The sequence below is a fragment of the Bacillus sp. SIMBA_005 genome, assembly GCF_046535585.1.
Lineage (GTDB): Bacteria > Bacillota > Bacilli > Bacillales > Bacillaceae > Bacillus > Bacillus pumilus.
In genome coordinates, this window is the sequence record NZ_JAWRWI010000336.1 from 1 (window position 1) to 275 (window position 275).

Genomic DNA, 275 nt, shown 5'->3' on the forward strand with positions numbered 1-275 from the left:
TCTGCCGCGGCAGGTGGCGCAGCGCGTAGATCTCCAGCGAATAGGGAATCGCGCTCGACAGCAGCGCCACGCCGGCGGCGAAGGCGAGCAGCGCCGGCGCGGAGAACACCGCGCCGACCTGTGCGGCGCCGAACGGCAAAGCCACCAGCGTGGCCACCACCAGGCCCAGCGGCACCGTCGCCCGGCCGGCCTGTCGGCCAGCGTGCTGGCCGATCACGATGTATAGCGCCCAGCACAGCGCCGCGCCGAGCGCATAGGCCACGCCGACCGGATCC

1 protein-coding gene is annotated in these 275 nt (G+C 73.5%); it reads right to left on the reverse strand.

All coding sequences use genetic code 11. The features are described 5' to 3' along the window. On the reverse strand, positions 1-275 hold a 275-nt coding region (locus SB660_RS20370; protein ID WP_410584136.1), incomplete at both ends, for an EamA family transporter.